Source organism: Gordonia sp. HS-NH1 (genome assembly GCF_001418765.1).
Lineage (GTDB): Bacteria > Actinomycetota > Actinomycetes > Mycobacteriales > Mycobacteriaceae > Gordonia.
Genome location: NZ_LIYC01000001.1, coordinates 103,809 through 127,915 on the forward strand (window position 1 = coordinate 103,809; position 24,107 = coordinate 127,915).

22 protein-coding genes are annotated in these 24,107 nt (G+C 67.3%); 7 read left to right on the plus strand and 15 right to left on the minus strand.

The window, feature by feature from the left end:
- Positions 1-114: 114 nt before the first annotated feature.
- The 13 genes from AMD30_RS00390 to AMD30_RS00450 all read right to left on the minus strand — a co-directional run bounded on the left by AMD30_RS00390 (position 115) and on the right by AMD30_RS00450 (position 14,483).
- The gene (locus AMD30_RS00390; RefSeq protein ID WP_055474375.1) at positions 115-2,232 is read right to left on the minus strand and encodes a heavy metal translocating P-type ATPase; all 2,118 of its coding nucleotides are present in this window, start codon (positions 2,230-2,232) and stop codon (positions 115-117) included.
- Positions 2,233-2,575: 343 nt separating this feature from the next.
- On the minus strand, positions 2,576-3,298 hold the full coding sequence (locus AMD30_RS00395) for a hypothetical protein (RefSeq protein WP_231632605.1): 723 nt from the start codon (positions 3,296-3,298) through the stop codon (positions 2,576-2,578).
- Positions 3,298-4,239: a hypothetical protein gene (locus tag AMD30_RS00400; protein ID WP_055474376.1), complete on the minus strand. Its 942-nt coding sequence runs from the start codon at positions 4,237-4,239 to the stop codon at positions 3,298-3,300. The genes AMD30_RS00395 and AMD30_RS00400 overlap by 1 nt, the downstream gene beginning before the upstream one ends.
- Complete coding sequence (locus tag AMD30_RS00405; RefSeq protein ID WP_010840626.1) at positions 4,203-5,636, minus strand: MCE family protein; 1,434 nt, start codon at positions 5,634-5,636, stop codon at positions 4,203-4,205. Before AMD30_RS00405 ends, AMD30_RS00400 begins: the two co-directional genes overlap by 37 nt.
- The gene (locus AMD30_RS00410; protein WP_010840627.1) at positions 5,636-6,913 is read right to left on the minus strand and encodes an MCE family protein; all 1,278 of its coding nucleotides are present in this window, start codon (positions 6,911-6,913) and stop codon (positions 5,636-5,638) included. Before AMD30_RS00410 ends, AMD30_RS00405 begins: the two co-directional genes overlap by 1 nt.
- Complete coding sequence (locus AMD30_RS00415; protein ID WP_010840628.1) at positions 6,910-8,184, minus strand: MCE family protein; 1,275 nt, start codon at positions 8,182-8,184, stop codon at positions 6,910-6,912. The genes AMD30_RS00410 and AMD30_RS00415 overlap by 4 nt, the downstream gene beginning before the upstream one ends.
- A gap of 1 nt (position 8,185) precedes the next feature.
- Positions 8,186-9,406, minus strand: a complete 1,221-nt coding sequence (locus AMD30_RS00420) for an MCE family protein (RefSeq protein WP_055474377.1) — start codon at positions 9,404-9,406, stop codon at positions 8,186-8,188.
- On the minus strand, positions 9,403-10,461 hold the full coding sequence (locus AMD30_RS00425) for an MCE family protein (protein ID WP_014928754.1): 1,059 nt from the start codon (positions 10,459-10,461) through the stop codon (positions 9,403-9,405). The genes AMD30_RS00420 and AMD30_RS00425 overlap by 4 nt, the downstream gene beginning before the upstream one ends.
- Positions 10,454-11,575, minus strand: a complete 1,122-nt coding sequence (locus AMD30_RS00430; RefSeq protein WP_044507199.1) for an MCE family protein — start codon at positions 11,573-11,575, stop codon at positions 10,454-10,456. The genes AMD30_RS00425 and AMD30_RS00430 overlap by 8 nt, the downstream gene beginning before the upstream one ends.
- 57 nt (positions 11,576-11,632) lie before the next feature.
- Entirely contained in the window at positions 11,633-12,484 is an 852-nt protein-coding gene (locus AMD30_RS00435; protein WP_010840632.1) for an MlaE family ABC transporter permease, read from the minus strand.
- A 3-nt stretch (positions 12,485-12,487) separates the two neighbouring features.
- On the minus strand, positions 12,488-13,252 hold the full coding sequence (locus AMD30_RS00440; RefSeq protein WP_010840633.1) for an MlaE family ABC transporter permease: 765 nt from the start codon (positions 13,250-13,252) through the stop codon (positions 12,488-12,490).
- Positions 13,253-13,315: 63 nt separating this feature from the next.
- Complete coding sequence (locus AMD30_RS00445) at positions 13,316-14,206, minus strand: 3-oxoacyl-ACP reductase (protein WP_055474378.1); 891 nt, start codon at positions 14,204-14,206, stop codon at positions 13,316-13,318.
- A gap of 82 nt (positions 14,207-14,288) precedes the next feature.
- Positions 14,289-14,483, minus strand: coding sequence for a ferredoxin (locus AMD30_RS00450; RefSeq protein WP_010840635.1), 195 nt, complete (start codon positions 14,481-14,483; stop codon positions 14,289-14,291).
- A 147-nt stretch (positions 14,484-14,630) separates the two neighbouring features.
- On the opposite strand from AMD30_RS00450, the gene AMD30_RS00455 reads away from it, so the two are divergent.
- The 6 genes from AMD30_RS00455 to AMD30_RS00480 all read left to right on the plus strand — a co-directional run bounded on the left by AMD30_RS00455 (position 14,631) and on the right by AMD30_RS00480 (position 20,345).
- On the plus strand, positions 14,631-15,833 hold the full coding sequence (locus AMD30_RS00455) for an acyl-CoA dehydrogenase family protein (RefSeq protein WP_055474534.1): 1,203 nt from the start codon (positions 14,631-14,633) through the stop codon (positions 15,831-15,833).
- Between the two features lie 94 nt (positions 15,834-15,927).
- Positions 15,928-17,052, plus strand: a complete 1,125-nt coding sequence (locus AMD30_RS00460) for an acyl-CoA dehydrogenase family protein (RefSeq protein WP_055474379.1) — start codon at positions 15,928-15,930, stop codon at positions 17,050-17,052.
- Positions 17,049-18,578, plus strand: a complete 1,530-nt coding sequence (locus tag AMD30_RS00465) for a long-chain-fatty-acid--CoA ligase (RefSeq protein WP_055474380.1) — start codon at positions 17,049-17,051, stop codon at positions 18,576-18,578. Before AMD30_RS00460 ends, AMD30_RS00465 begins: the two co-directional genes overlap by 4 nt.
- Positions 18,579-18,772: 194 nt before the next feature.
- On the plus strand, positions 18,773-19,012 hold the full coding sequence (locus AMD30_RS00470) for a hypothetical protein (RefSeq protein ID WP_055474381.1): 240 nt from the start codon (positions 18,773-18,775) through the stop codon (positions 19,010-19,012).
- Between the two features lie 68 nt (positions 19,013-19,080).
- Positions 19,081-19,317, plus strand: coding sequence for a hypothetical protein (locus tag AMD30_RS00475; RefSeq protein ID WP_231632607.1), 237 nt, complete (start codon positions 19,081-19,083; stop codon positions 19,315-19,317).
- A gap of 275 nt (positions 19,318-19,592) precedes the next feature.
- Entirely contained in the window at positions 19,593-20,345 is a 753-nt protein-coding gene (locus AMD30_RS00480) for a YoaK family protein (protein WP_010840643.1), read from the plus strand.
- 21 nt (positions 20,346-20,366) lie between these two features.
- Here the strand turns inward: AMD30_RS00480 and AMD30_RS00485 are convergent, their stop codons facing one another.
- Together AMD30_RS00485 and AMD30_RS00490 are read right to left on the minus strand one after the other, a co-directional pair.
- Positions 20,367-21,506, minus strand: a complete 1,140-nt coding sequence (locus AMD30_RS00485; RefSeq protein WP_055474383.1) for an NAD(P)H-dependent flavin oxidoreductase — start codon at positions 21,504-21,506, stop codon at positions 20,367-20,369.
- 23 nt (positions 21,507-21,529) lie between these two features.
- The gene (locus AMD30_RS00490) at positions 21,530-23,155 is read right to left on the minus strand and encodes an acyl-CoA synthetase (protein WP_055474384.1); all 1,626 of its coding nucleotides are present in this window, start codon (positions 23,153-23,155) and stop codon (positions 21,530-21,532) included.
- Positions 23,156-23,265: 110 nt separating this feature from the next.
- Between AMD30_RS00490 and AMD30_RS00495 the strand changes: the two genes are divergently transcribed.
- Positions 23,266-24,087, plus strand: a complete 822-nt coding sequence (locus tag AMD30_RS00495; RefSeq protein WP_010840646.1) for a crotonase/enoyl-CoA hydratase family protein — start codon at positions 23,266-23,268, stop codon at positions 24,085-24,087.
- The last annotated feature ends 20 nt before the right edge of the window (positions 24,088-24,107 follow it).

Genomic DNA, 24,107 nt, shown 5'->3' on the forward strand with positions numbered 1-24,107 from the left:
CTCGACGGGCGCCGTGGACTCTGCTGTGTGACCATTCCAGCTGTTCGGTGCCGAAATCTCGCGAGTACTGCGCTACGCGGATCACCACGTCCGTCGCCGGTGCGCCGGCCTGGCCTACCTGCGCCCGGAGCGGGTTCCGACGGAACCGGGACGCAGGTCGAGCCGTCGCAGCAACTGGGCGTTCAGCGCCACCACCACCGTCGACGCGGACATCAGGATGGCACCGACGCTCATCGGCAGGACGAAGCCGACCGGCGCCAGGATTCCGGCCGCCAAGGGCACCGAGACGAGGTTGTATCCCGCTGCCCACCAGAGGTTCTGCCGCATCTTCCGGTAGCCGGCGCGCGACAGCTCGATGACCGACAGGACCGATCGCGGATCGGAGGAGGCCAGGACGACGCCGGCCGAGCCGATCGCCACGTCGGTACCGGCGCCGATGGCGATTCCGACGTCGGCCTGCGCGAGGGCGGGGGCGTCGTTGACCCCGTCGCCGACCATGGCGACGCGATGTCCCTCACGCTGCAGCTCGCCGACGATGGCAGCTTTGTCCTCGGGCCGGACCCCGGCGTACACCCGATCGATGCCCAGTCGACCGGCGACGTCGTCGGCGACGGCCTGCGCGTCTCCGGTGATCATCACGACCTGGACACCGAGCGCGTGGAGTTCGTCCACGGCTTCGCGCGACTCCGGCCGGACCTCGTCGGCGAGCCGGATCGCTCCGGCGACGCGGTCGTCGACGAGCACGTGGAGGATGATCGCACCTTGCGCACGCCACGCCGCCGAGACGGACAGCTCGTCGAGGCCCCGTTCGTCGAGCAGGTTGGGTCCACCCACCCGGACCTCGTGCCCGTCGACGGACGCGGACACCCCCACCGCGGGCGAGGAGGAGAAGTCCTGGGCGGCGAGCGTGTCGACCCCGTCGGCCCGGGCGGCACGCGTGATCGCCGACGCCAACGGGTGCTCACTGGCCGCCTCCGCGGCGGCCGCGAGGCTCAGCACCCGACGCCGATCGTGTCCCGGAGCGGGTTCGATCTCGACGACGGTCGGCTCCCCCTTGGTCACGGTGCCGGTCTTGTCGAACAACACGGCGTCGACGTTGCGCATGGACTCGAGTGCGAGCCGGTCCGTGACCAGGACCCCGGCGCGCGCCGCTCGCTCGGTCGCGATGGCGACGACGAGCGGGATCGCCAGTCCCAGTGCATGCGGGCACGCGATGACCAGCACCGTGATGGCGCGGACGACGGCGTCGTCGGGCGACCCGACGGCGGTCCAGACGATCGCGGTGAGCACGGCGGAACCGAGAGCGAACCAGAACAGCCACCCGGCCGCGGTGTCGGCGAGCCGCTGGGCCCGCGACGAGGAGGCCTGCGCGTCGGCGACGAGGCGTCCGATGCCGGCCAGGGCGGTGTCGTCGCCGGTCGCGTTCACACTGACCCGCAGTCCGGAGTCGGTCGCGACGGTGCCGGCGACGACGACGTCACCGATCCCACGCCGAACGGGGGCCGACTCGCCGGTGACCATCGACTCGTCCATGTTCGCGGAGCCGTCGACGATGGTGCCGTCGGCGGGTACGGACGCTCCGGGCCGGACGACGACCACGTCGCCGACGACCAGGGAGTCGGGCGGCACCGAGACGATGTCGTCCCCCACGACCTTCTCGGCCTCGTCCGGAAGGAGCGCGGCGAGTGAGTCGAGCGCCGACGTCGTCCGCGCCAGCGAACGCATCTCGATCCAGTGACCGAGCAGCATGATCACCACGAGCAGGGCCAGCTCCCACCAGAAGTTCAGCTCATGGTCGAACAGGTGCAGCGTCGAACCCCAGGAGGCGACGAACGCGACGGTGATGGCCAGCGAGATCAGGAGCATCATCCCCGGACGACGGGTACGGATCTCCTCTGCCGCACCGACGAGGAACGGACGTCCGCCCCACAGGTAGACAACGGTGCCGAACAGCGGCGACACCCATCGCACCCACTCCGCGTCGGGCAGCTCGTAACCGAGGATGTCGGCGAACATGTCATTGAACGCGACGGTCGGGATGGCCAGGACGAGCATGATCCAGAACAGTCGCCGGAATCGGTCGACGTGCCCGCTGTGATCGGCATGCCCACCGTGGTCGGCATCCCCGTCGTGCTCCCCGTGGTTGCCGTGCCCGGCTGGGGTGTGGGGGCTCGCCGCGTGGCCGGTCGTCGGCGAGGCCGCTGCGCGTGGATGGTCGTGGTGCGTGTCCATACGGGTGAGGATATACCCCCCAGGGGTACCTGCGCCAGGTCTACTTCTACCCCGTACGGGTACTCACCGAACGCGGCCGGACATGGAACGGCCCCCGCATCGCCCACGAGGGGCCTGCGCCGACCGGACCGGGTCGGGATGCGGGGGCCGGGTGACCACCTGGTATTCGCTTGCGCCGACCGACGGATGGATCCCGTCTCGGTGCGACACGAATGCCACACGGTCAACTGCTAGCGGATGGTCACCTCACATGTCCGATGAGAAATCACTATCAGACCACCTCCTTCCTTGTGTACCCGCGAAAGTACGCCCGATTGCGGCGCGCCGCAACGGATTAACGCGGTCAGGGGGTGGGAACCGGCGCTCCGGCGGGGCCGGGGGCCACCGATGGCGTCCCCGACGGCGTCGCCGTGGGGGCGGAACTCGGGGCGGGTACCGGCTTCGCGTCGGGGGGCAGCGACTCGACGACCTCGATCTTCGATCGGAACGTGTCGTCGGTGATGACCTCGATGGCGTTGATGAGCCAGCGGTCGCCCTCGCGCTTCATGTCGAAGGTCAGCCGCGACGGATTGATGCTGACGAGTTCCTTGTTGCCGCGGGTCACCGACTGGTTCATGAAGATCAAGACCTGCGAGGTGTCGGCCGTGTTGGTCACCACGCCCGCGTCCTGGATCGTCACCTCGGACACCACCGACTGCTTGCGCACCTCGGCGGCGAGGTTGTTGTCGGTGATCAGTTTCGTGTACTCCGGCTTGGCCGGCCCGGTGAGCACACTCATCGACTGATCGATGTGCTCGGTGACGTTCTCGGCGTTGTAGCCGAACATCGTCGTCGCATACTCACGAGCCGCCGTGAGTGACGATGCACGCGCATCCTCGACGGCGCGGCCCTGGGTGAAACGGAACCCGAGGAACGCTGTCGCCACGACCGCGGCGACCAGCACGACACCGAGCGCGATCAGCCCGAGACGCCCCTTCCCCACCGTGAATCGCGACTTCGACTTCGACTTCGACTTCGACTTCGACTTCGACTTCGACTTCGACTTCGACTTCGACTTCGACGCCATCACGCCACCCACTCGAAGTCGGTCATCTTGAGGTCGCCGTTGATCCGTGTCATGTCGACCCGCCAGCGGAAGACCTTCTCCTGCGACGGCACCTCGCCGTCGAGGGACCGCTGGTGCCAGCCGAACACCATGATGACCGAGCCCTCGTCGGGTTCGGCCTTGGTGACCGCGGAGCTGAGGATGAGCGACCGTGTTTCCAGCTTGCCGTCCCGGACGAGTGCCGCGACCTGCTGGATGTTGGTCTCCACCTCCTGCTTGACCTTGCCGCTGGTGTCCTCCTGCACCGAGTTCAGCGTCTGGTCGACGGTGTCGGGGTTCATGCTGGTGAGGTTCACGAGCACCTGCGACGCGAACGCCGAATACTCGGCACGCAGGTCGTCGGTCCGGTCCTGTCGCGCGATACCGAGCGCGAACACCACCGACGCGATGGCACACACCACGATGACCACGAGCGCCACCACAACACCCACGATTGTCCGCGGCGAGCGACGGCCGGAACCGCGATAACGAATGCGGCGCTTGCCCTTCGGTGCCCGGGCATTCGACGACGCAGCCGTCCGGGCTCGTCGGCGCTCCCGGTAGCTGACGGTCTTCTCGACCTCGGACGGGTCGGGCGCGATCGGTGGTTCGGCGTCGGTCCGCCGGCTCGACTCCGGCGGGGACACCGTCGACGTCGTGTCGTGCGCGGAATCGGCGGTGGCCGGCGACGGCGTGTCGGTGTCCCCATCTGTGGCTGCGGGATCGTCGGGTGCGGGAGCCGGTGCGGTCGGCTTCGACGACTTCGACGGCTTCTTGCCGGCGGGACGACCACGCCTGATCGGAGCCGACCGCACGGGCCGCTTCGTATTCCGACTGTCACCCGTGCCGGTGCGATCTGGGGATGCCGTACCGGGCCCGTCCGGGGTCACGGGGCGACCGTCCCGCTGATCATCGTCTGCCATGTACTGCTCTGTCCCTGCTCATCGCTGCCGGCCCCGGCGTTGTAGGTCTTCCCGTCGGGTCCGATGAAGTTGCCCGAGTCCGGGTCGTATGTCGTGGCGTACACCGCGGGCTCCGCGTCGAAGTCCTTCGGTGTGCCCGGTGTCACGGTACCGGAGGAGGCCGGCTGCCATTTCAGCCCGAACGGCAGTCCGCTCTGGAACGGGTCGACCGAGCCCGGCTTGGGTACATAGCCGGTTTCGCACTCAGCCGGGGTGGGCGCCCGTCGTCCCGGGAACTCCGCGCACGGGTAATTGCGGGCGCCGCGGACGGCGATGTTGGAGTTCTGCGGCACCCGGCACAGCATGCCCGGCGGCAACTCACGGGCGGTCTGCTCCGAGGGCCAGCGCCAGTCCTCCTTCGGCAGGAAGCCGATGTTGCACGGCGGCCGGTCCTGGAAGGCCAGCGAGAAGTTGACGTTGGGTCCGAACCGCGTGGTTCCGGTGTTCAGCGCCGTGATCAGCGAACTGACCAGTCGCGGATAGAGAACCAGCACCTGCTTCCAGTTCGGCAGGTACACCACCTGCGTCTTGGCGATGGTCCCCAGATTCGAGACCAGCAGCGGGTACGACGCACCGAGGGACTCGAAGAGTTCCTGGCTCTTCGACGCGGTGGCCGGCCCCTTCCGCAGGATGTCGCCGATCTCGGGGCGGTTCGCGCGGAGCTGGTCGGTGAACGCGGTGACGTCCCGCGTCCAGGATCGGATGGCGTCGGCGGTGCGCGACTGGGTGGCCAGCAGCGGCGCACCCTGTTCGACCAGCTGGATCGTCGTGTCGGTGTTCTTGTTCGCCTCGTCGACGAAGAGGACCATCGAGTCGAGCAGCCGCTGGAGCGCTTCCCCCGTGCCGTTGAACGCGACGAAGGCCTCGTCCATGAGCGAGCGCAGCCGAGTGTCGCCGATCTCGGCGAGCAACCGGTCGGCCTGGTCGAGCATCGCGGAGATCTCCACCGGCACCTTGTCGGTCGAGACCGTGGCACCGTCCTGCAGCAATTCTCCGGACTCACCGGCCTCGGGGTCCGGCGTGAACTCCACGAACTGCTCGCCGATCGCGGAGACGCTGCGCACCGACGCGGTCGACGACGCCGGGATCTCCGCACCGTTCTCGATGGTGAGCATCGCCTCGACACCGGTGTCGGTCAGCTGCACCGAGTCGACCTTGCCGACGTAGACGCCGCGATAGCTGACGTTCGCGTTCTGGTACAGGCCACCGCTGGTGGGCAGCAGCAGCTGCACCTGATAGCTACCGACCCCGAACATCGACGGGATGCGGATGTAGAACAGCGCCATCACCACCATCGCGACCACGGTCACGATGGCGAAGAGCATCAGCTGCATCCGGACGAATCGCGTGATCTTCATCAGCGGCCACCCCCCGCCGCCGGGACCGGCGTGACCGCCGGACTCCGCGGGATCATGTTCGCCGGAACCGGTTCGGTCGAGTCGGGCAACCGCTCACCACCCGGTTGCAGCGGCGCGATGAACGGGTCGAGCCCGCGCGCGGCGGCGCCGGCCGGACGACCGAAGACGCCCTCGGGACCGGTGACGCCGAGACTGGCGAACATCGTCTTGTTCAGGCGTTCGAGGGTCAGATCGAGGACGAGGTCCGAGTTCACGTAGTCACCCTTGACGATCGTCCGGATCGTCGGTTCGTAGAACGGGAAGGTCAGCAGGATGTTCAGCGATTGCGTCATCGCGGGACCGGCGGCCTGGAGCTGATCGAGGGCCGGTTCGATGCCCTCCACGATCGTCACGATGTTCTCGGAGTTGGCATCGAGGATGTCGTTGGCGGTCTTCGACAGTGTCGCGACCGAGCCGAGCGTGTCGAGGAACTGCTGACGCTGGTCGACGAGCAGCTGCAGTATCTGGGGACTGTCGGCGAGCGCGCGTTCGATGGTGCCGGCCTGCTCGTTCATGGTGCGCGACAACCGGTCGAGTCCTTCGGTGGCCCGGATGATGTTGCCCTTCTGCGCATCCAGATCGGCGACGAGTGTGTTCAGCCGCGGGATGAGTTCCTTGATCTGGTCCTCGCGTCCGCCGAAGACCTCACTCATCTCGTGCACGATGTCGCCGATCTGCGACAGGCCACCACCGTTGAGCACCACCGACAGTGAGCTCAGCACCTGTTCGGTACTGGGATAGGTGCATGCCGACACCTGTTGTGCCGCATTGATGTCGGGGACCGCGGGCACTGACGGGTCCGGCACGATGTTGGATTGCTCCGGGCACTTGGTGAGGGGGATCTGGTCGCCCGGCTCGAGCCGGCCGCCCTCGGGTTCGGCCGGTTGCACGATCTCCAGGTGCGTCGAACCCAGCACACTCGTCAGCCCCACCATGACGTGCGACCCGCGCGGGACGATCACACCGTCGTTGAGTCGGATGGTGACCAGCGCGTTCCAGTCCTCCACCTCGATGTCGCCGATGCTCCCGACCGTCGCGTCGTCGATGAGGACCGGCGCGTTGTTGACCAGTCCGGCAGCCGACGGGATCAGGGCGGTGATCTCGTAGGAACCACCACCGGTGCCCTCGGCGCCCGGGACCGGCAGCGAGTTGGGGCCGTCGAACGAACATCCGGCCAGGATCAGCGCGAGGGATGCCGCGCCCGTGACCAGCCCGCCGCGCAGGCGTGCCGGCCTCATCGGTCACCTCCGAACGGGACCAGCAGATCCTCGAGCGGACTGCCCCGATTGTCACGCCGGGTCTCGTTGTCCAACCGGGTGACACCGGCGTTCGCACGCGCGCGAACACTCGCGTTCTGATATTGGAGCTGGCTCGGTGTCGCGTTGCGGCCCTGCACCGGATTGGTCAGGAACGGTGGGTAGTTCATCGAGATCGACGACAGGACGGGCGCGAGGATCTCCACGCACTTGTCGACGTCGGCCATCGTGGTGCCGGGTCGCTTGGTCGATTCCATCGACCCGCACAGCAGCGTGATCAGGTTGGTGCCGTTGCCCAGACCGAACACACCCGAGAGCGAACCCGACAGCGGGTTGTAGATGTTGTAGAAGTTCGCGAGCTGGTTGGGCGCCGAATGCAACACGCCGCGCACCTGTTGGTCCTTGTCCGCCACGATCTTCGTACTCGCCGCCAGTCGCTCCACCGACGACGACAGCGCCGTCTGGTTGGTGTCGATGAAGGTCTGCACGTCGGTCATCGCCGCGTCGAGGCCTTTCAGCGCCTCGTCGAGTTCGGTCGTGTTGTCCGCGAGAACCGAACTGACCGAGGCGATCCGGCCGTTGAACTGCACCAGCTGTTCGTGGCTGCCCGACAGTGCGTCGGTCAGTTTCTGCAGGCTCTGGATGGTGGCGAACAGATCGCCGCTGCCGGCCGCGAGGGTGCCGATCACGTCGGACACCTCGCGGATCGAGGCGTTGATCGCCTCCCCGTTGCCCTCGAGGTTCTCGTCGAAGACGTTGACCGCCTTGGCCGCCGACCCCGGATCGGCCCCCTCCGGCCCGATGGCCTCGGTGAGCCGGGTGAGCTGGGCCTTGATGTCGTCCCACTCCATCGGCACCGCGGTGCGATCCATCGGGATGTCGGCGCCGTCGGACATCTGCGGCCCGCCCGAGTAGACCGGCGTCAGCTGCACGAACCGGCCCGAGACCAGACTCTGTGCGACGATGACCGCCTTCGCGTCCTGCGGGATGTCGACGCTCTTGTCCACGCGCAGTTCGACTTTCACGTCGTTCTCGCGCGGGGTTATCGCCGAGACACTGCCGACGTTCACACCGAGCACCCGGACCGGGTCGCCCTTGTAGAGACTGGCGACACCGCCGAAATAGGCGGTGAAGGTGTTCGTCGTGGATTTGGTGAACACCTTCCAGCCGACGAGGATCAGGGCGATCGCGAGAACCACGGCGAGCACACCGAAGAGCACCTTGCGCCCGATGGTCATACTTCCGACGGTCATGTCACCTCCCCCTCGTGGTCGGCGCGGGCGTGGGATAGGTCGGCCTCGGCAGGGGTCCGCGCGGCGGATCGCTGCCCACCGGCGGTCCCTGCTGCCAGGCATCAGGCAGGAGGGGGAAGGCGGTGTACATGAACGATTGCCACAGCTGCGGGTACCGGCCGCGCAATGCGTTGAGGAAGACCGCGGTGTAGTCGCCGAAGGTGTTGAGTCCGACCAGCGAGTCGAAGTTCGGACCCGACGCCACCGCCTCGCCGAGCGTGTTGGCGAACGGTCCCAGCCGGTCGATCGTCTCCTTCAGTTCCTTCTCCTGATCGGTGAGGATCGTCGCGACGCGGTCGAACTTCTGCAGGACCGGCGTCAGCTGCGCATTGTTCTCGGCGATGAAACCCCGCAGTTGAGCGGTGACGTCGCCGATTCCCTTGATCAACTGGTTGAGCGCGTAGCGCCGCATCTCGATCTCGCCGACGAGGGCGTTGGCGTCGACGAGCAGGCGGTTGATCTGCTCGTTGCGGTCGCCGACGATCTTGCTGACCTGGTTGGCCTTGGCCAGCAGCGCCCGTAACTCGTTGTCGCGGTCGGCGACCGCCTTCGACAGTCGCGCCACACCGTTGACCGCTCCCTGCACCTGATCCGGGGTCTCGGAGAAGGTGATGGTCAGCGTGTTCAGCGCTTCGTTGAGCTGCTCGGTGTCGGTCTCGGCCACGGTGTCCGTCGCGCCCTCGAGCGCGTCTTGCAGCGAATACGGCGAGATCGTGTTGCCGACCGGGATCGAGCCACCGGGCTTGATCCGGTCCCCGCCGTGCGGGATGACGGTGAGATTGCGTCGGCCGAGCACGGTCTCGGTCCGGATCGCGGCCTGGGAGTCCGCCCCCATCTGGACGGTGTCGTCCATGCGGAATCCGACCTCGACCTTGGTCCCGGCGTCGGTGCCGGCCAGTGCGATCGACTCGACCGTGCCGACCTGGACACCGGAGACGGTGACGATGTCGCCCTTGGTGAGTCCGCCCGCGTCGTCGAAATAGGCGGTGTAGGTGCTGATCGGCGAGATGTAGGGCAGCTTGTCCATCTGCATCGCGGTGATCACCACCAGACCGATCACGACGATGCCGATGACGCCGACCTGCGCGCGGCTTCGCTGCCCGCGCTTCACCTCGCGGGCGACGTCGGCCTCGTCGGATTCGGATCTGCGGCTCGAGAACATACCTCCGAACGGAAGACTCATGAGCCGTCACACCTTCCGCCGGCCGTCGTGGTGTTGCCCATCACGTTGTTCGAGGTGTACAGGATCGTCTGCCCCCCGGGTGCCGGGAGCAACAGGCGGATGCGACAGAAGTAGATCTGCAGCCACGCACCGTAGGAGCCCAGGTTCGACAGCGTCTTGTAGTCCTCGGGAAGTCGCGAGATCAGGTTGCGGATGAAGGGTTCCGCGGCCAGCAACTCCTCCGAGACCCGTCCTGTGTTGGTCACCATCGACTGCAGGGTCGGCCGGGTGGTGGCCAGCAGATCGGCGAGACCGTTGGTGACGCGCGAGGTCTGCGTCAGCGCGTTGCCGACCGTGGCCTTCTGTTCGGCGAGCCCGGTGACCAGTTGCTGCAGGAGATCGACGCTGGTGTCCAGGCCTTCCCGGTCGCCGTCGAGCGTGGCGAGGGTCGTGTTGAGGTTGTTGATCACGTCGCCGATCAACTGGTCGCGGTCGGCCAGCGAGTCGGTGAACGACGCGGTGTTGCCCAGCAAGGTGTTCAACGCACCGCCCTGCCCCTGGAAGACCGCGATCAGCGAACTGGTGAGCGCGTTGGCGTCGTCGGCGTCCAGGGTCCGGAACAGCGGTTTGAAGCCGCCGACGAGCTTGTCGAGGTCGAGCGCGGGCTCGGTCTGGCCGACCGGGATCTGCGCACCGTCGGCGAGGAAGGTCGATGTGTTGCCCGTCCCCTGCTGCAACTCGAGATACCGGTCGCCGGTGAGGTTCTCGTACCGGATCAGCGCGCGGGCCGACTCCGGGAGCGGATACTTCTGGTCGACGCTGAACGTGATCACGGCATCGTTGTCGCGGTTCAGTTCGACGTCACCGACCGATCCGACCTCGACGCCGGCGATCTTGACCTTGCTGCCCGACTTCATCGCCGACGCGCTGGTGAAGACGGCACTGTACTCGTTCGACGCGCCGGAACGATAGCGGCTGAAGACGACGACCAGCGCGACGAACACCAGGACCATCACCACGGTGAAGGCACCCAGTTTGATCAGGGTCGCGCGGAACGCGCGAGCGCGGTTATCCACGGGGCGGTTCTCCGAACAGGATCTGGAACAGCTTCTGCGAGTTCGCCTTCGGCTTGGTCCTGGGCTGATAGGGCTGCGGCGCGTTGTCGCCGACGTAGAACGGTGCCGGCACCGCGGAGGAGGGATCGCTGAGCCCGCCCTGGCACGTCGGCGGCCCTTCGACCCCGACCCGCGGCAGGTCGTAGGGGTAGGCGTAGGGATCCTTGCCCGGCAGCAGACCGGCGTCGAGCATCAGCATGCCGTTGCGCTCACCGAGGAACGGCGCCGCCACCTCGGAGGCGATCGCGCTGGCGGTGAGGAAGCACTTGATCCCCGGGGCGTTGTAACCCAGCAGCGCGGCGATGGGGTCGAGGTCCGACAGCGCACCGATGAGTGTCTTCTTCGACGGCGCGATGACCCCGTCGATGGTGTTCGCCATCCCGGTGGCGTTGATGAGCAGCGCGTCGAGGTTGGACGTGTTGTCCACCAACGTGTTCCCGACGACGGTGAAGTTGTCGACGGTCCGCAGCAGGTCGGGCATCGAGTCCGCGTACACGTTGGTGACGGTCGCGCCTTCCCGGAACAGGCGGTTGAGCGCGGGCAGATGCGGGTTGGTCTTGCCGAGCAGCGCGGTGAGTTGCTCGAGGGCGTCGCCGATCTCGTCGCCCTGCCCCTGCAGAGCCGTGTTGATCGCGCCGAGGGTTGCGTTGAGCTTCTCCGGCTGGAGTTGGGCGAGCACCGAGACGAGCTGCTGGTAGACGGTGTTCAGTTCGACGACCACCCGGTCGGCGGGGATCTCGGCTCCCGCGGTCAGCGTGCCCTCCGGTTCTCCGGGGACCACGAAGTTGACCGCCTTGGCGCCGAAGATCGTGTTCGACTTGATGTCGGCCGCCACGTTCGCGGGGATCTTCGCCATGTCGCCGTCGGCGATGTCGAGGGTCAGGATCGCGTCGCCGCCGCGCTCGGAGATCTCGGCGACCCGACCCACCTCGACGCCACGCAGTTTCACCTTGGCGTCGGGGTTCATCACCAGCCCGGCTCGGGGCGCGACGAGGGTCACCTGCTGGGTGCCCTTGAAGGCACCGAGGAACGACGCGCTCGCCCCGATGATCAGGGCCAGCAGCACCGCGACCATGGCGACTGCCGCCGCTCGGCGGGTGACCCGTGAACGCTCTTGTCTCCTGCTCATGACTCAGCCCGCCAGGTTGAACTTGCCATCGGCGCCATAGATGGCGAGGGAGGTCAAGAGTGTGATCACGACCACAACAACGAGCGATGCGCGGACCGCGTTCCCGACGGCGACGCCGACGCCGACCGGCCCGCCCGAGGCGTTGTAGCCGTAGTAGGTGTGGATCAGCATGACCGCGACCGCCATGCAGATCGCCTGCACGAACGACCAGAGGATGTCCGACGGTATGAGGAACGTGTCGAAGTAGTGGTCGTAGACGCCGGGCGACTGCCCGTACAGGAAGACCGTCGCCGACCGGCTCGCGAGGAACGATGCCAGCGATGCCAGCGCGTAGAGAGGGATGATCGCGATCAGGCCGGCGATGATGCGCGTGGACACCAGGTAGGGAATGGAGGAGATCGCCATCGTCTCGAGTGCGTCGATCTCTTCCGAGACCCGCATGGCGCCGAGCTGTGCGGTCGCACCGGCACCGATGGTCGCGGCGAGCGCGATGCCGGAGATCACCGGGACGGCGATGCGCACGTTGATGAACGCCGAGAAGAAGCCGGTGAGTGCCTCGACGCCGATGTTCGCCAGCGAGCTGTAGCCCTGGACCGCGATCGTGCCGCCGGTGAACAGCGTCAGGAAGCCGACGACCACGACGGTGCCGCCGATCATCGCCAGCGCGCCGGTGCCCATGGAGATCTCGGCGATGAGCCGCAGCGTCTCCTTCTTGTAGTGCTGGATCGCGCGGGGTATCGACACGACGCTGTCCCAGTAGAACAGCGCCTGGTCGCCGATCTGATCCCAGTCCTCGCCGGCCCTCTTGACCGCGACGCGCGCGGTCCGGAACCGGGTGGTGAACGGAAGTACCATCGCTCAGCCCGCCGTTGCCTTGAGACCGACCGCGGTGACGACGACGTTGACGACGAACAGCGCCATGAACGAGTACACGACGGTCTCGTTCACGGCATCGCCGACGCCCTTCGCGCCACCCTTGACGTTGAGCCCCTGATAACAGCCGACCATCCCGGCGAACAAGCCGAACAGCGCGGCCTTGACCATCGAGATCATCAACTCGCCGAAGCCGGTGAGCAGGGTCAGATTGGCCACGAAGGCACCGGGATTCACGTCCTGGAGGTAGACGGAGAAGATGAAGCCGCCGCCGATGCCGATCGTGCAGACCAGACTGTTGAGCAGGAGCGCCACCCCGGTGGAGGCCACGATGCGGGGCACGACCAGACGGTGGATCGGGTTGATGCCGAGCACCTTCATGGCGTCGATCTCTTCGCGGATGGTCCGGGCGCCGAGGTCGGCGCAGATCGCGGTCGCGCCCGCTCCGGCGACGATAAGGACGGTGACGATCGGACCGATCTGGGTGATCGTGCCGAGCGCGGCACCCGCACCCGAGAGGTCCTGAGCGCCGATCTCGCGCAACAGGATGTTCAGCGTGAAGCTGACGAGAACCGTGAACGGGATGGCGACGAGGAGCGTGGGCACCATCGACACGCGGGCGATCGCCCAGGACTGTTCGACGGTCTCCCGCCACTGGAACGGTCGGTGGAACAACTCGCGCGCCGACTCGACCCCGAGCGCGACGAAATCCCCGATTCCGCTCAAGGGTGTGGCCAGTTTGCTCAGCACCTCCGGCCCCCCTTCACCCTCGCACCATCGCGAAACCTATCACGCACAATTGACCCGAATTGGTCAGTTGACCAGAGCGCTTGCCGAGAATGTGCGTCCCGGATCGCGGTCGGCGAAGTGACCCGTCAGGGTCTTCGCGAGGTCCTCCGCGGACCACGCGTCGCCCTCGGCGACGAAGACCTCGTCGACCGTTGGCGCGGCCATCAGGGTGACCTTGGGGCCGTAGACGACGAACACCTGGCCGGTGACCGCGTCGGAGTCGGGGCCGGCGAGGTAGGACACCAGTCGCACGACGTGCTCGGGGTCGAGGGGATCCACGCCCTCGGTGGGGGCGTCGCCGAACACCGAGGCGGTCATCGCCGTCCGTGCCCGCGGGCAGATCGCGTTGGCGCGCACGCCGTATCGCTTGAGGGCACGCGACGCCGACAGCGTGAGCGCGGTGATACCCGCCTTCGCCGCACCGTAGTTGGCCTGCCCCTCGGGACCGAGCAGGCCGGCCTCCGACGCGGTGTTGATGATCCGGCCGTAGATCGGACCGCCCGCCTTCTTCGACTCCGCGCGCCAGTGCGACGCGGCGTTTCGGGTGAGCAGGAAGTGACCGCGCAGATGGACGCGGATCACCAGGTCCCACTCGTCGTCGGTCATGTTGAACAGCATCTTGTCGCGCACGACGCCCGCGTTGTTGAGGACGATGTCGAGCGAGCCGAGTTGTTCGGTCGCCGTCGCGAGGATCGCGGTGGCCGTGGCCGATTCGCCGATGTCGCCGGGCACCGCGACCGCGCGGCCACCCGCGGCGGTGATCGTGTCGATCACGTCGCTCTGCTCGAGCGCCGCGGGGAGGTCGTTCACGACCACCGCGGCCCCCTCGGCGGCCAATCCGATGGCCTCCGCGCGACCGAGTCCTGCACCTGCACCGGTGACGACCGCGACGCGACCGTCCAACGAGTAACCCACCCGACATCCTCCTGAGCTAAAACTAGAACCTGTTCTAGCATGATTCACGAACGGATGGAACCGAACCGCATTTTCGCCCGGATCAGTCCTCCACGACGGCCAGCGCCGACTTCGGACAGTTGGCGGCGACCTGACGCAGTTCCTCGACGCGGTCGGCGGGGATGTCCTCTTGGAGAATGACCAGGTAGTCGTTGTCATCCAGGTCGAAGAAGTCCGGCGCCATCCCGACACAGATGGCGTTGGACTCACACAGGTCGAAATCTGCCTTGATACGCATCGGAACCGTCTCCTCGTCGATGGGTCGCCTGTTGACTGGGCTGTGAGAACAGGTTAGAACGTGTTTCAGAAGTGCACGAGTACTTCGACTGTCAACTTGACCATAAGCCGGGACCGGACGCTAGCCGATCCACCCCTTGGAGTGTCGATGCGCATCGCCTATACCGACCAACAAGCCGAGCTCCGTAGGGAACTCCGCGACTACTTCTCCGGCCTCATGACCGAGGATCGTCGTGCCGCCCTGTCCGGCGGCGACGGCGAACTCGGCGAGGGCGACGCCTACCGCGACGTCGTCGCCCAGATGGGTGCCGACGGCTGGCTCGCCCTGGGCTGGCCCACCGACTTCGGCGGTCAGAACCGGTCGATGATGGACCAGCTGATCTTCACCGACGAGGCAGCGATCGCGGGTGCGCCCGTTCCGTTCCTCACCATCAACTCGGTGGCGCCGACGATCATGAACTACGGCTCCGCCGAACAGAAGGCGTACTTCCTGCCGCGGATCGCGGCCGGCAAGCTGCACTTCTCGATCGGGTACTCCGAACCGGGCGCCGGCACCGATCTCGCGGCCCTCCGGACCACCGCGGTGCGCGATGGCGACGACTACGTCATCAACGGTCAGAAGATGTGGACGAGCCTGGTCGCCTACGCCGACTACATCTGGCTCGCCTGCCGCACCGATCCGTCGACGCTGGAACCCGGCGGCAAGAAGCACAAGGGCATCTCCATGCTCATCGTGCCCACCACCGCCGAGGGCTTCAGTTACACGCCGGTCCACACCATGTCGGGGGTCGACACCAGCGCGACCTACTACCAGGACGTCCGGGTGCCCACGTCGTCGATCGTCGGCGAAGAGGGTGGCGGGTGGCCGCTGGTCACCAACCAGCTCAATCACGAGCGGGTCGCGCTGTGCAGCGCGGCACCGATCCAGACCGCGCTGCGCGAGACGGTCGCGTGGGCACAGCAGACCAAGACTGGCGACGGTCATCGGGTCATCGACGCCCCCTGGGTGCAGCAGAACCTGGCCCGGGTGCATGCCAAGGTCGAGTTCCTCAAGCTGATCAACTGGAAGATCGCCTCGGTCGCCAGCTCCGGCGGATCGCCGAGTCCGGCCGATGCCTCGGCGACGAAGGTCTACGGCACCGAGTTCGCCACCGAGGCCTATCGACTGCTGATGGAAATCGTCGGACCCGCCGCGACGCTGCGTACCGGCAGCACGGGCGCCCACCTCAACGGACGCCTGGAACGGTTCCAGCGCACCTCACTCATCCTCACTTTCGGAGGCGGCACCAACGAGATCCAGCGCGACATCATCGCCATGCTCGCTCTCGGCCTGCCGCACCAGCGTCGCTGACAGAGCCCGCCCCGCTGGTTGAGTAGCCACGAGCGAGCGCAGCGAGCACGCGGCGTATCGAAACCACCCCGCACCCCGAACATGGAGACACACCATGGATTTCTCGCTTCCCGAATCCGGCGCCGACGTCCGCGGCCTCGCGCGCGACATCGCGACGTCGATCAGCACCCCCGAACGGGTCGCCGACCTGGAGGCCACGCGTGCCGCGCTCGACGCGGACCTGTGGCGCGAACTCGGCGGTGCCGGACTCCTCGGCCTCGAGCTGTCCTCGGAAGCCGTCGGTGATGCCGGTGGCGATCTCGGCGTCGTCGAGAACGCGCTCGTGGCCACCGAACTCGGCCGGGCACTGGCCCGCGTGCCGTTCGGTCCCCACGCGATCGCCGCCCTGCCGGTGATCTCCGCCCAGGGTTCGGCGCAGCTCCGCGACCGGGTCCTCGCCGCCGGAGCCACCGGTGACGCGGTGCTCACGGTAGCCGTGGAGGAAGACCTGGCCACCGACCTGCGCTCCCCCACCGCCACGTTGTCGACGGAGGGAACACTCACCGGGGTCAAGGTCGACGTTCCCTATGCCGAGGCCGCGGACATGTTCGTGGTCACCGCATCCGGACCCGACGGCGTCGTGGCGGTGGTCGTGGCCGCCGACGCCCCTGGGGTCGTCGTCACCCCCACCCCGTCCACCGGGCTGATCCCCTCGGCTCAGGTCGAGTTCGACAGCACGCCGGTGTCCGGTGACGCCGTCCTCGGCGGCGGCGCCGACACGGCCGCGACACTCGTGGCCCGCGCGACCCTGGCGTGCTGCGCCGAGCAGACCGGCATCGTGGAACGCGGACTCGAACTCACCGCCGAGTATGCCCGCGAGCGTGAGCAATTCGGTCGCGCCATCGGGTCGTTCCAGGCGGTGGCCCAGCGGCTCGCCGACGGGTACATCGATACGCAGGGACTGGCACTCACGACGACACAGGCGGCCTGGCTGCTCGACCACTCGACCGGCCACACGCCGGAGCTGCAGAACGCGGTCGCGACGGCCAAGTTCTGGGCCGCCGAGGCCGGTCACCGGGTGGCGCACACGGCCGTGCACGTACACGGTGGCGTCGGCCTCGACACCAGCCACCCGGTGCACCGATACTTCCTGCGCGCCAAGCACAACGAGTTCGCGTTCGGCTCGGCCACCGCGTCGGTGCGGGTCATCGGAGCCGAACTGGCCGCCGCGCCGGCGTGAACCAGCCGGTCGCGGTGCGGGCCCGCACGGTCGCCGACCTACTCGCGCCACTGGCCGCGGTCGAGGATCGCGGGGTCTGGTTCGAGAGCGGGTTCTGTTCGTGGGCAGACCATCTCGTCGGCGCGGCACGGCGAGCCGGGGTGTTGCGCAGCCGGTTGTCGGATGATCGCCCACGCCACGTGGGCGTCCTGCTCGCCAACACCCCGGAGTTCAGCGCGCTGTTCGCCGCGGCGGCACGCCACGGATTCGTGCTGGTCGGTCTCAACACCACACGCCGCGGCAACGCCCTAGCCGCCGACATCGCCCGCGCCGACTGCCAGATCGTGCTGTGCGACGGGGACACCCGGCATCTGCTCGACGGCCTCGAGCTCGGCGAAGCTCGCGTCGTCGACGTCGATTCACCCGAATGGACGGCCGCGGTGACCGCGAGCGACCCGGCGCCCCTCGCCGAACCGGCACCGGACGACCTCATGATGTTGATCTTCACCTCGGGGACCACCGGCGATCCCAAGGCGGTGCGATGTACGCACCGGACCTTCGCCACCAGCGGCCCGATGCTCGCCGAACGTTTCGGTCTCGGCCCGGATGACGTCGCCTACCTCTCGATGCCGATGTTCCACTCCAACGCGATGATCGCCGGGTGGTGCGTCGCCGTGTCCGGCGGCGCCTCGATCGCGTTGCGGCGCAGCTTCTCCGCGCGCGGGTTCGTCGAGGACGTCCACCGGTACGGCGTGACGTATGCCAACTACGTCGGCAAACCGCTGAACTACATCCTCGCGACCGAGCCCCACCCCGACGACGCCACCAGTTCACTGCGGGTCATGTACGGCAACGAGGCGTCGGCCCGTGACCGGCGCCGGTTCGCCGAGCGCTTCGGCTGCCGCGTCGTCGACGGTTTCGGGTCCACCGAGGGCGGGGTGGCCATCACCCGGACCCCCGACACACCCGACGATGCCCTGGGCCCGCTGCGTGCACCTACGGCGGTCGTCGACGTCGAGACCGGTGAGCCCGTTCCGGCCGGGGTGGTCGGTGAGATCGTGAACCTCTCGGGGCCCGGACTCTTCGCCGGCTACCACAACGACCCCGGCGCCACCGCCGAACGCCTGCGCGGCGGGATCTATCACACCGGCGACCTCGCCTGGGTCGACGACGAGGGTTATCTGCACTTCGCCGGGCGCCTCGGCGACTGGTTGCGCGTCGACGGTGAGAACATCGGCACCGGACCCATCGAGCGAATCCTGCTGCGGCATCCGGACATCCGGCAGGCCGCCGTGCACGGCGTGCCTGTGGAGATCGGCGACGAGATCGAGGCGGTCCTCGTCGCCGACGGACTCACCGCCGACGATCTCTCCGAGTTCCTCTCCGCCCAGGACGATCTCGGGCCGAAACAGTGGCCGCACCGGGTGCGGATCGTCGCCGAACTCCCGGAGACGGCGACCTTCAAGACCGTCAAGCGCCTGCTGGCCTCCGACACGACCCCGCCCACGTGGCGGCGGGAAGATCGGGTCTACCGCGCCGCGACGTAAACTCCCTCCCACGATCCGTATGACGTTGTGCCCGGTTTCCGGGTTCAGCGTCATACGGATTCCGGCGTACTTGTGGATGCTGTTCCCCATTCTCGATCGTCACGCACTACGTTGATAGCGCACAGTTCCGGAAGGCGCTGACCGTGCTAGCTTCTACGCACACTCTCCGGGGGGAGACGAAGGCAGATCTGACCGTGGATCCACGCTATTTCGGTCGTCGCACACCGTTTGTCGCGATTGCTGCGGTGGCCCTGTCGTTCGTTGCGTACGCACTCCTCTGGGGTCTCGGTGTGATGCTCGCGCTGCTCGCCCTGCTCGGAGGTGCTCTGTGCATGCTCTTCCCTGGCCCGGCGAGACAGACGGGGACCGGGGTTGTGGTCGGCATCATCGTGTTCGTAGCGGGTTTCGCCGCGTTCCTGCTGACGAACCTCTGACAAGAGGTCCTGACGCACCCGGCGATGTGACGATCACGCCGTCGGCGGCGTCGGGGAACTCCGTCACCGTGACCGTCACGAACAGGTCCGCGGCGGTGGTCGGGTGCAAGATGTTCGGGCTGCCCGCGGGGTCGGTCGCCGACAGCGAGTCCCGGCCACCGTTCAGTTACGTCAACCCGGTCGACCCGCGTGCGCTGATCGCACCGACCCCCATGCCCCCGGGCCCGTGTCCGGACGCTAGCTGTCTCCCGCCCGACGTCGCCGACGTCGTCGACGACCTGTGGGGCGAGTACACCTCGCCATAGTTCGACCGTCGCACCGGGCACCATCGTTCGCGGTCAACGGTCGTTCCGATGCGTTGGTTCCGCCGTCACCTCGATTGGTGACGTATTGCCCGGTGGGACCGGCATGTGGTTGGACTCACGTGGCGCTGACGGCCGACTTAGGGTGCTCTGGGAGTTGGGAACTGCCCAATTCGGGCTTCGCCGACGGGACCTACCGCCGGTGCTGCCGAGTTACACATTCCCGTTCGAAGGCCTATCGCGACCACAGCCCTACCAGCAGGACTGGAGCCCAACCGATGACCGTTGTCGAACGCGCCGCATCCACTGCCGACTCGAGCGGCGAATCAACCCGAAAACAGCTGCTGGGCCCGTTCTACGACGGGCGGGAGATGGTTCTCGCAGCCGTCCTCGCCGCGTTGGCGGGCGCCACCGGCGCCGCGGCGTGGCTGTACTCCTCCGGCTGGTACGTGACCTTCATGACGGGCAACAGCGAACGGCTGGTGCTCGAGCACATCAAGGGGGCGCATCGTCTCGGTTTCACAGCTCTGGTCACCGTGATCGTCTTCGTTCTCGGCGTGTTCGTGGCCACCTTGGCGCGGATGTATATATGGCGCAAGGCCCGGCACGGGGCGACGATGCTGACCGCGGGTTCGACGATCGCGGCATGGCTCATCGACATCGGCCTGGAGAACGGCAATCGCGAATTCGGCGCCGGCCCTGTCCTCTGCCTGGCCTTCGGTCTCGGCGCACTCAACACCTCGATCAGCCGCAAGGGCGAGGTCGTCATGCCCTTGTCTTATGTGACCGGCACCTTGGTGAAAATCGGCCAGGGCGCCGGGTTACACGTGGCCGGCGTCAAACGATGGGGATGGGTCGCTCACCTCAGTACCTACGCGGGATTCCTGGCCGGCGCAGGATTCGGCGGCCTCCTGTTCAACGCCTTCGACGAACGGAACTCGCTGCTGACCTTGGCCGTGGTCGCGGTTGTCGCGGCGGCGATCACGTGGCGCCTGGATCATCCGAAATTCTTGCGTGCCGATGTCCGCTGACATGACGTTGCGCTCAGCCCCTCAGCCGCCCAGCGTCTTGTTCATCCGTCCGACGGCCTCGTCGTACTCGCTCACGAGGTCGGCGATGAGGTCGGCGACCGGTGTGATCGCGTTGCACCGCCCGACGATCTGGCCGGCCGGCATCGCGACGACGTCGGGGTTGTCGGCCGCCGAGATACGCGCATGCGCCTCGGCGACAAGGAGATTCTGCAGCGGCATCGGCAGGGGCTCGGGCGCGTTGTCGGCGTCCCACGCATCGGTCCAGGCCGTCTTCAACAGTCGCGCAGGCTTTCCCGAGTAGATTCGCCGACGCACGGTGTCGCGCGATGTCGCCTTGAGCAGTGCCTGTTGGACGGTGGACGGCTTGTCGGAGCCCTCGGGCACGCCGAGCTTGTACTCCGCGGCCGTCAGCCAGTACGTCCCCATCCACACCCCCTGGGCGCCGAGCGCGATGGCCGCGGCGATCTGGCGGCCACTACCGACGCCACCGGCCGCGAGAACCGGTGCGGTGTCGCCGACCGCGTCGACGAGTTCGGGCCACAGGATCATCGAGGTGACCTCGCCGGTGTGCCCGCCACCTTCGTAACCCTGCGCGATGACGATGTCCACGCCGGCCTCGACGTGGTGCAGCGCATGGTCTTTCGCGCCGGCCAGTGCGGCCACCAGCACACCGTTGTCGTGCGCGGTCTGGATGACGTCGGGCGGCGGGGATCCCAGGGCGTTGGCGATCAGCTTGATCTGCCCGTACTTACGACGATGCTCCATCGAGATGTCGACGTGGGATCGCGCGACCGAGTGCAGCCAGCCGAGCACACCGGCGTCGACCCGATCACCACCGGGAAGGGGCGGCACACCCAGATCGTCCAGCGTGCGTTCGACGAATGCGCGGTGCTCCGGCGGGATCATCGAATCGAGGTCGACCTTGGAACCCTCGGTGGGGATCTTGGCGGGCATCACCACATCGACGCCGAACGGCTTGCCGTCGGTGTTCTCGTGCATCCACTCCAGGACCTCGTCGAGCTCGTCGGCCTCGTTGAAGCGGACACAACCCAGCACCCCGAGCCCACCGGCGCGACTGATCGCCGCCGCCACATCCTGGCTGGGGGTAAATCCGAAGATCGGGTACTCGATGCCGAACTTCTCGGCCAGTTCAGTACGCATGATGTCAGCTCGCTTCCGGCGCTCTACTGCGCCTCGTCGGCGGGACGCCCGGTGGTGACCGACGCTCCCCATCGATAGTCGGGTTTGCCTGCGGGAGAACGCTTGATCTCGTCCACGAACCACACGCTGCGCGGACATTTGTAGCCCGCGAGTTCTTTTCGGACGACGTCGTTGAGACTCGCGAGTGACGGTCGCGCGCCGTCCCGGGTGGCGATGACCGCAGCGACGCGCTGGCCCCACCGATCATCGGCCACACCGACCACGACGGTGTCGAACACGTCCGGGTGGGCCTTGAGCGCGCCCTCCACCTCCTCGGGGAACACCTTCTCGCCACCGGTGTTGATCGACACCGAGCCTCGGCCGAGCATGGTGATCGTCCCGTCGGCCTCGAGGACGGCGTTGTCGCCGGGCAGCGAGTACCGCACCCCGTCGAAGACCCTGAACGTCTTGGCCGACTTCTCCGGATCGTTGTGGTAGCGCAGCGGTACATGTCCGGAACGGGCGAGGACGCCGACCTCACCACTGCCGGGCTCGACCGGTGTGCCGTCCTCCCGCAGGACGTGGGTCTCGCTGTCGGCCTTCACCCGCGGTCCCCCGGTGTGCGGTGTGCCCTTGGCGACCACGCCCATCCCGCCGAAACCGGTCTCCGACGACCCGATCGCGTCGATGATGATCGAGTTCGGGAAACGGTCGAGGAACTGCTCTTTGACACTCGGCGAGAAGAGACAGGCCGACGACGCGATCGACAGCACGCTCGACAGATCGCGCTCGCCGCCGTTCTCGAGGGCCTCGATCATGGGTCGCCCCATCGCATCTCCGGTGATGAACACGACGTTGACCTTGTGCCGTTCGACGATGTCCCACGCGGCGGAACCGCTGAACTCGGGGTACACCACCGCTTTTCCGCCGGCGAACAGGGACTGGAAGATCGCCCACTGCGACCCGCCGTGGATGAACGGCGGGATCGGATAGCGGACGAGCTGCCCGCCCTCGGCGCCGGTCTTGGCGAGATGCCATTCGTCGGGCACGGGTTCGCTGGTGTACCAGTCGATTCCGCCACCGAGGACGCGCCACACGTCCACCTGCCGCCACACCACGCCCTTCGGCTTCCCGGTGGTACCCCCGGTGTAGAGCATGTACAGGTCGTCGTCGCTGCGTTCGTCGAAGTCGCGTTCGGCCGACGACGCCGCGATCGCCTCCTCGAAGCGGACCGCATCGCTGTGGCCCGCACAGCACAGCTCTTCGGCGGACCCGTCCTCGATGACGATGCGGTATTCGAGATCGGGCGATTTCGGCAACGTGTTGCAGACGCGTGTGGCGAAGCTGCGTTCGTGGATCAGCACCTTCATCCCCGAGTCGGTGAAGATGTGTTCGAGCTCGGCTTCGACGTAGCGGTAGTTGACGTTGACCATCACCGCGCGCGCCTTGAAGATGGCGACCATCGCCTCGACCGACTCGATGGTGTTCCTGCTGTACAGGCCCACGCGGTCGCCCGGCTGCACGCCCAGTTCCCGCAGTTTGTGGGCGAGGGCGTTCGACCGCGCCTCCAGTTCGGCGTAGGAGCGCGTGCGGTCACCGGACTCGAGCGCGATGCGCTCGGGAACCAGGTCGACGGCATGCTCGATGAGGTCGGCGATCGTGTAGGCCATGGCTTCAAAATTAGAACGTGTTATCGTTCTGGGCAAGCGGCAAAACACGGCCGCCGCGATCACCTGAGCACGGTGACACCACCCGAGCCCAGCGACACCGGAGTGCAGCGATGACCACAGCAACCCCCGCCGAGTCCGTCACCGAGAAGGCACCCGAGTGCCTCGTCGAGAAGCGCGGGCACATCCTGATCGTGACGATGAACCGCCCGGAGGCGCGTAACGCGCTCTCGACCGAGATGATGCGGATCATGACCGAGGCGTGGGATCAGGTCGATGCCGACCCCGACATCCGCGTGGCCATCCTCACCGGCGCGGGCGGGTACTTCTGCGCGGGCGCCGACCTCAAGAGCATGAACAAGAACGCCCCCGGCGACACGGTAGATTCCGGCGCCTGGAATCCGGCCTCGTTGCCGGCTCTGCTGAAGGGGCGCCGGCTCACCAAGCCGCTCATCGCCGCGGTGGAGGGGCCGGCGATCGCCGGCGGCACCGAGATCCTGCAGGGCACCGACATCCGGGTGGCCGGCGAGAGCGCCAAATTCGGTGTCTCCGAAGCTCGTTGGGGCCTCTACCCGATGGGCGGGAGCGCGGTTCGTCTCGTCCGGCAGATCCCGTACACCGTGGCCTGCGACATCCTGCTGACCGGCCGCCACATCACCGCGCGCGAGGCGCTCGAGTACGGCCTCATCGGCCACGTCGTCGACGACGGAACCGCCCTGGACAAGGCGCTCGAACTCGCCGAGAAGATCGCGGCCAACGGCCCTCTCGCGGTGCAGGGCATCCTCAAGACCATCCGCGACACCGAGGGCCTGCACGAACTCGACGCCTTCGAGATCGACGCGAAGATCGGCATCTCGGTCTTCAAGTCGAAAGACGCCAAGGTCGGACCCCGCGCGTTCGCCGAGAAGCGCACGCCGGAGTTCACCGGGGAGTAGAGCCACCGGGCAGTCCGGTC

Excerpts from the sequence above, each read along its gene's own strand:
- AMD30_RS00390 (WP_055474375.1), bottom strand. The coding sequence starts at position 2,232 with ATGGACACGCACCACGACCATCCACGCGCAGCGGCCTCGCCGACGACC.
- AMD30_RS00395 (WP_231632605.1), bottom strand. The coding sequence starts at position 3,298 with ATGGCGTCGAAGTCGAAGTCGAAGTCGAAGTCGAAGTCGAAGTCGAAG.
- AMD30_RS00400 (WP_055474376.1), bottom strand. The coding sequence starts at position 4,239 with ATGGCAGACGATGATCAGCGGGACGGTCGCCCCGTGACCCCGGACGGG.
- AMD30_RS00405 (WP_010840626.1), bottom strand. The coding sequence starts at position 5,636 with ATGAAGATCACGCGATTCGTCCGGATGCAGCTGATGCTCTTCGCCATC.
- AMD30_RS00410 (WP_010840627.1), bottom strand. The coding sequence starts at position 6,913 with ATGAGGCCGGCACGCCTGCGCGGCGGGCTGGTCACGGGCGCGGCATCC.
- AMD30_RS00415 (WP_010840628.1), bottom strand. The coding sequence starts at position 8,184 with ATGACCGTCGGAAGTATGACCATCGGGCGCAAGGTGCTCTTCGGTGTG.
- AMD30_RS00420 (WP_055474377.1), bottom strand. The coding sequence starts at position 9,406 with ATGAGTCTTCCGTTCGGAGGTATGTTCTCGAGCCGCAGATCCGAATCC.
- AMD30_RS00430 (WP_044507199.1), bottom strand. The coding sequence starts at position 11,575 with ATGGTCGCGGTGCTGCTGGCCCTGATCATCGGGGCGAGCGCGTCGTTC.
- AMD30_RS00435 (WP_010840632.1), bottom strand. The coding sequence starts at position 12,484 with ATGGTACTTCCGTTCACCACCCGGTTCCGGACCGCGCGCGTCGCGGTC.
- AMD30_RS00450 (WP_010840635.1), bottom strand. The coding sequence starts at position 14,483 with ATGCGTATCAAGGCAGATTTCGACCTGTGTGAGTCCAACGCCATCTGT.
- AMD30_RS00455 (WP_055474534.1), top strand. The coding sequence starts at position 14,631 with ATGCGCATCGCCTATACCGACCAACAAGCCGAGCTCCGTAGGGAACTC.
- AMD30_RS00460 (WP_055474379.1), top strand. The coding sequence starts at position 15,928 with ATGGATTTCTCGCTTCCCGAATCCGGCGCCGACGTCCGCGGCCTCGCG.
- AMD30_RS00480 (WP_010840643.1), top strand. The coding sequence starts at position 19,593 with ATGACCGTTGTCGAACGCGCCGCATCCACTGCCGACTCGAGCGGCGAA.
- AMD30_RS00485 (WP_055474383.1), bottom strand. The coding sequence starts at position 21,506 with ATGCGTACTGAACTGGCCGAGAAGTTCGGCATCGAGTACCCGATCTTC.
- AMD30_RS00490 (WP_055474384.1), bottom strand. The coding sequence starts at position 23,155 with ATGGCCTACACGATCGCCGACCTCATCGAGCATGCCGTCGACCTGGTT.
- AMD30_RS00495 (WP_010840646.1), top strand. The coding sequence starts at position 23,266 with ATGACCACAGCAACCCCCGCCGAGTCCGTCACCGAGAAGGCACCCGAG.